The sequence below is a fragment of the uncultured Clostridium sp. genome (assembly GCF_934754915.1).
Lineage (GTDB): Bacteria > Bacillota > Clostridia > Clostridiales > Clostridiaceae > Clostridium.
The window spans coordinates 1-6,320 of the sequence record NZ_CAKVKB010000162.1 but is presented as its reverse complement, the minus strand read 5'-3'; the positions used below and the strand labels follow the sequence as shown (position 1 = coordinate 6,320).

The 6,320-nt window shown below is 43.3% G+C and carries 5 protein-coding genes; all 5 read right to left on the bottom strand.

The annotated features are described in order from the left end of the window. A partial coding sequence (locus Q0F58_RS16305) for a hypothetical protein (RefSeq protein WP_294378903.1) occupies positions 1-731 on the bottom strand: 731 nt, incomplete at its 3' end. Positions 732-852: 121 nt separating this feature from the next. Next, a complete protein-coding gene (locus tag Q0F58_RS16300) occupies positions 853-2,517 on the bottom strand; it encodes an extracellular solute-binding protein (RefSeq protein WP_294378901.1) in 1,665 nt (554 codons plus the stop codon). An 86-nt stretch (positions 2,518-2,603) separates the two neighbouring features. Continuing rightward, positions 2,604-3,509: a carbohydrate ABC transporter permease gene (locus tag Q0F58_RS16295; protein WP_294378899.1), complete on the bottom strand. Its 906-nt coding sequence runs from the start codon at positions 3,507-3,509 to the stop codon at positions 2,604-2,606. 10 nt (positions 3,510-3,519) lie between these two features. Further along, the gene (locus tag Q0F58_RS16290) at positions 3,520-4,449 is read right to left on the bottom strand and encodes a sugar ABC transporter permease (protein WP_294378898.1); all 930 of its coding nucleotides are present in this window, start codon (positions 4,447-4,449) and stop codon (positions 3,520-3,522) included. A gap of 8 nt (positions 4,450-4,457) precedes the next feature. Then, on the bottom strand, positions 4,458-6,167 hold the full coding sequence (locus Q0F58_RS16285; RefSeq protein ID WP_294378897.1) for a LamG-like jellyroll fold domain-containing protein: 1,710 nt from the start codon (positions 6,165-6,167) through the stop codon (positions 4,458-4,460). Between the last annotated feature and the right edge of the window lie 153 nt (positions 6,168-6,320).

Here is a 6,320-nt window from a genome sequence, read left to right as displayed (position 1 = left end):
ATAATGCGCTTGCTGTCAATAGCTTTCGCAACAATATCATCTGGCAGCTCTTTCAATCCATCTTTTCCAAACAAAATCGTTCCATCCGTCTGAACAAGCAACTGTATCCGTTGATTATTTTCTGTCCGAGGTAAAAACAGGCCATTGATTGCAGCGTAGTCTAACATAAAAACAACTGATCCGTTACTGCATGGATAATTATATGGAACAGAGACCACATAGGAAAGCAGCCAGTTTTCACGAATGCGCTCCAGATGTGCGCCGTTTTGTCTGTTTTCAGTCAACTTTTCCCAGAAAAGCTCAATTTCGTCCGTTTGCAATCCAAAGCTTTCATTAATAATTTGCTTTTCCATGACGCCACTCGAAGTAATCATGGAATTATCTCCATAATAGTATAAGCCAATTTCGCCTAAAAATTCATTTCCGCCTTTCACCAATTTCAGTATTGTAATAGCCTGACTAATGTTATACGCAGAGCGCTTGCTTACAGCTGCTTTTGAAAAAAATTCATGTTTGGAAAGCTGTAACGCAATTCTCTGGCATTCTGCCAAACGCAAATCGAGCAAGTCCATGCTTTGTGTGAGGCTTGCATTCTGACTGCTCATAATATCCTGTTGATATGTTTTGCCGACATAATTTGTCAAATAAACAGTAAATGCTGTCAACGGAATCAAAAGGAAAACAAGATACGATATCACGATTGTTTTAAAAATTCCCATCCGTTTGAACATTTGTGGACCGTACCTCCATACGTCTCTTTTTTACGCGGCACAGCCGCACAAATAATCCGCAATACGCCTTTACGGGGACGGAATCCGTCCCCGTAAAGGCCCTGATTAGAGTATTTGAAAATTAGTTTTTATTCCAGCGATCGTAAGCAGCCTGCTTAACGGCAATGATATCCTCACGGCCCATGGAATACAGCGTGTTCACATAGCTATCCCAATCGTCCAGCGAAACTTCGCCCATGATGAACTTAGTTTCCATGGACTTAACATAGTTGGCAATATCCACGTATGTCATCATAGTTTCCTGTTCTTCTTCAGTGTAAGTGACCTCTGGATACGGGATCTGCATATATTCCGTACGTCCGGTAGCCATTTTCGTTTCAGAATACCAGTTATTCTTATAGTCGCTCTGAATCATCAGTTTATTCTGGAACTCACCGGCAACATACGATCCCTGAAGTGGAGCGTTATGAATACGGAAATCATAGTATCCGGTATATTTTTCGGTATCATAAGATATCTTAGACGTCCAGTCACCGGTTTTTTCATCAATAATGATTTCCCACCCCTGATCGTCATACGTTCCCTTTTCGCGGCCCGCACGAATCATCAGAGAGCCAACATCAGAATACCAGTAGTCCACCAGCTTGATCATTTCAACCGGATACTTGCACTTATCTGTCATGACGAAGTTACCCCACGCACGGGTATGGCGCAAGTTGCCAGGCCAAATCATTTCACTGCTCGTTTCGCTCGTGAGGAAAGGAAGCATTTCAAACTTATCAATCCATTGCTCATCTTCATACAGTAGATTATAAGGCTGCATGCCCATCATGAACACCTTATTCGTCTGAATCTTGGCATTAATCTGCTCCTGAGAAGCAGTAAAGCAGTCGTCAGAAATCAAACCTTCGGTATAAAGCTTGTTCATGTACGCCAGATAATTCTTATATCCTTCCTGTGCAGGCACAAACAGATACTGGCCATCCTTGACGTAATCGGCAGTCACACCGTACTCATCCTGCAACGCAATCAATCCGTAGCCAGCTAACACACTGTACTTAAACGCAGGCTGGCTTTCAAACCGGAAAAGAATCGGGTATTCATCATCGGTGTTTCCATCGCCATCGGCGTCCATATCGCGCACTGCAACTAGCACGTCATACAGTTCTTCCAGCGTTTTCGGCATCTCCATGCCAAGATTCCGTACCCATGCAACATTATAGTATGGCGCATCAACGAACTGATCACGCGGTGTGACGTTGAAATCGCAGAGATTGTAAATCGCGCCATTTTCGTAGGTCAAGGATTTCTTAACATCAGGGAAACGTTCAAACAGTTCTTTAATGTTAGGGGCATATTCCTCAATCAGTGGAGCCAGATCGACAAAAATCCCCATCGGTCCAAACATCTGTTCGTCCGCCTTTGTAATGCCATCAATGAAAACATCCGGATAGTCGCCGGTGGCGAGAACAAGATTCTTCTTCTCATCAAAGCCAGACTTTTCGACAAGATTCCAATCGAAAACCACATTTGCTCGTTTAAGCAATTCCTGGCTCCACCACATATCATCGAAACTGGTGGGATGGCTGCTCTGCCTCGGGAACATACAGCTAACATGAATCGGATCCCCCTCAACCACAGGAAGCTGGCTAATTCCCCATGAACCGGTTGCCCACTCTCCACCGAATCCAAGTATGGGCGACAGCCCCGCTGTCCCCTCTGCCAATGCAGTAGCCGACATGAGCAGCATTACTAAAGAAAGAACCAGAGCAAGAATCTTTTTCATTTTGAAAAACTCCTTTTCTTTTTTTATCTGTCTGCCTCTGAACCGACGCATTCGCGACTACGTCCGTCCACCAGCGAACAACCGCTTTATCCTTTAATTGCTCCTACCATCATTCCCTTGACAAAATACTTCTGCAGGAACGGATACATTACTAAAACCGGCAACGACGAAAGAACAACTATGCCAAACTTCATCGATTCTTTCATTTGCATCTGTCTCATAACGCTTTCAACCGAATCAGGATCCCCCATCATACTTTCCAGTTGATCAAGGATGAGAATATTACGCAGGAAAATCTGAAGTGGATAGTGGTTGGTATTATTGAGATAGATCAGTCCATTAAAATAGCTGTTCCAATGTCCAACTGCACAGAACAAAGCGAGAACGGCTATAATCGGTTTCGCAAGCGGCAGAACGATCGAAAAGAATAATTTCGTTGTCGATGCTCCATCAATATATGCCGCTTCCTGCAGTTCCATAGGAATGTTACTTTGAAAGAAAGTACGTGCAATCACTGTGTTCCAAACTGATACCGCTCCAAGAAGAACCATAATCATCGGATTGTTCACCAGATGAAGCTGTTTCATAACAAGGAAAGTCGGGATCAAACCACCGGAGAAAAACATCGTAATTGAAAAGAACACTGTAACAGCATTGCGGCCAATCAAGTCTCGGCGTGACAATGCGTATGCGGCTGGAAGCGTCAGTGCCAAATTGATTAGCGTGCCAAAGAATGTGTAAAGGATTGTATTCCGATAGCCAATCCAAATCAATGAATAATCGAAAATTTTTTCATAACCTTCCAGTGTGAAACCAATTGGCCAAAGGATTACCTTTCCTTCAAGAACATTGCTCGGCTCTGAAAAGGAAGCGCTGACTACAAAGATAAGCGGATAAAGTGTAGCGACAAACACGAGTCCACCCAGTATACAGGCAATTATGTCTATTGCGCGGTCATCCATTCCATAGATCCTGTTTTTCTTTGTTTTCATTTTTTCCTCCTTAAAACAGGCTATTGCCGCCGAGCGAGTTGGAAATCGAATTCGTAATAATAAGCAAAATACAATTTACCACGGAATTAAACAGGCCGACCGCAGCCGAAAAACTATACTGAGCTTGCAGCAATCCTTGTTTATAAACATAAGTCGAAAGCACCTCTGATACATCCAGGTTCACGTTCTTCTGCATCAAAAACACCTTTTCAAATCCAACCGACATCAAGCTGCCTGTCTGAAGGATGAAAAGCAACGATACTGTGGGTAGAATGCACGGAATATTGATATGAATAATTCTCTTAAATCGGCTGGCGCCGTCAATCATCGCGCTTTCATGTAGCTGCGGATCGATCCCCGATAAGGCGGAAAGATATACTATTGCGCTCCAGCCGCTGGATTGCCATGCTCCTGAAAAAACATACAAAGAGCGGAAATAACGTTGATCTATGAGAAACGGAATCGCATTGCCCCCAAAGAATTGAATAATTTTGTTCGCCATACCATAATCCGTGTTAAAAAACACATCAATCAGACTTACTAGAACAACTGTCGAAATAAAATGTGGCGCATATGAGACCGTTTGCACGGTTCGTCTGAATGTCTCTGCACGAATTTCGTTAATAACCAACGCCAAAAGAATCGGAACAGGAAAAGATACGGCTAACGAATACAGACTAATCGCCAGTGTATTCCAAACGATTTGTCCGAAATTCGGAAGTCGGAAAATCCGATGAAAATGCTTCAATCCTATCCATGGACTGCCTAAAATGCTGCGATTCGGCATAAAATTTCGAAAAGCAATCTGCACTCCGTACATCGGCATGTAGCAAAAAACACAAAAATATACGATCGCTGGGATCAGGAACAGATACAATTCCCAGTTTTTCAGCATGCGCCGCCATAGCGGCGTTTTATAATATGCCACCGATCTTTTCATAAGAGCGTTCATCCTTTCTCAATTAGCCGCAACGCGGCAGCCTCACGTGTCATCAGCGCACGACTATACAAATCAGCTCCACAAAGCGATCTTCCGCATATCGCCTTTCCACCGGGAATCGCGATTATCGCTCGATTCATCCAACGCCAACCACTTCGCTGCTTCTCTCCTCCATCGTCCATTTTTCCATCTATAACGGTATAAATTATGTTTGCACGATTATCAAGGATGATCGCAATGTGATGACCGGCACAGTCATCAAGCGCAATGCTACCTTCCAGCGTACATTCAGCAAAAGTATCTCCCAACCGGATCGCTAGGTATCCCCGCGAATTCAGCTTTACTTCTATTCCGCCATCTGAAGTCCACGTACTCCATACTTCTTCGCTTGCCTGAGCATCCTTTATCCAAAGGCTAAGCGTATAACCTTCTCCGCTCAAGAATCTCTGATCATGTGCAACTTTATGATCACCCTGTGAAAAAACAATTTCAGGAACCCGTCCCTCCTTTTCTTCTATCCCCCAGGAATAGACAGGTATATCTTTCACTTCAAGCGTATCTGCGCAAAGCTTTTTCATGAAACCACTATCAATCGGATGCATTCGAGCCACGAGCTTTTGCGTCTCCGTTATATACCATCCATCATCATACAGAAGATCCGGATAACTAATAATCACATGCTCACTCTCATGATAAAGCAGAATCTCCGGCTCAGAAAAGGCCAGATTCATCCCCTGAGGGGTTTCAATTTCTTTTGCTAGCGAACACCAGATAGGGTTCCTGCGCGAATAAGACTGCATCCCCTGATTGTTAAACCAATATAGGTACTGTTTATTTCCAAGCGGCCAAATAAACGTAGCCGCACGGTTATGTTTCATCGGTCTGCCATCTGAATAATGGATATAATCCGTTGTAAAGGTATGACCATAGTCGCAGCTCCATGCGCAAGCCGGATGACCATCAATTGTTCGATACGTTGTATAAATGGTTCCATCAGATAAAATAACAAAGCTTTGTTCTTCCGCAACACGTCCTCCACCTTTCGGTGTACGCAATCCGATTTTCCCGTCCGGAAGCGTCTCCCATTCCCCAGCCTCGGGATGCTTATCAAGATTCTTGCACCGAAGAAGCACCCCTTCGGAACGATTTAAAACATCTTTTGCATCATAATGGTATTTAATCAGCGCAGAAAAACACGTATCGCCTTCAAAAAACACACGTGATACATTCCAGAAAAAACGTAGTGGCTTGCCGCGATAGGATTTATATTGCTCTTCCTGCTGTTCATCCATTTCAAAATCACGAACAGGAACGATATGGCGTTCGGACCAAGTTACACCGTTATCATCACTATAACGATAACAGTAATATCCTCCCATATCATAACGTACAAGCGGCACGTCATTTATATCAACGTGGTCGAGATTATAACAATAAAAACAATAAATTCTCCCACTCGGGGCTATCGCTAAACTTGAATATGCAGATTCCCATGTCGGTTCTTCAATTGCAATCGGTTCAGACCAGCTTTTTCCATGATCATTGCTATGAGTAATATTTACATATTGTCCTTTTGCACCCTCCTCACCTTTGCCCGTTGTCACGGAACAAATCCAAGTTCCATCCTTTGCCTTAACGATGCTTGGCTGATCACAATACCCCGCCTCCGTTGGAATCCGCAATCCGTTTTCCAAAGCTCTCCAATCAACGTTCTTCATTCATATCCCCTTTTCGTTTCATCTTCTGAAATCATTTTTACATATTCGCGTTGTTTCTTCAATGGGCGAAATGATTAACCAATGGGTTTTATCGTATTTTGGCCTTATTTTGCTAAAGAAATAGCTAAAATGTTAAAAAATAGCTAGTTATTA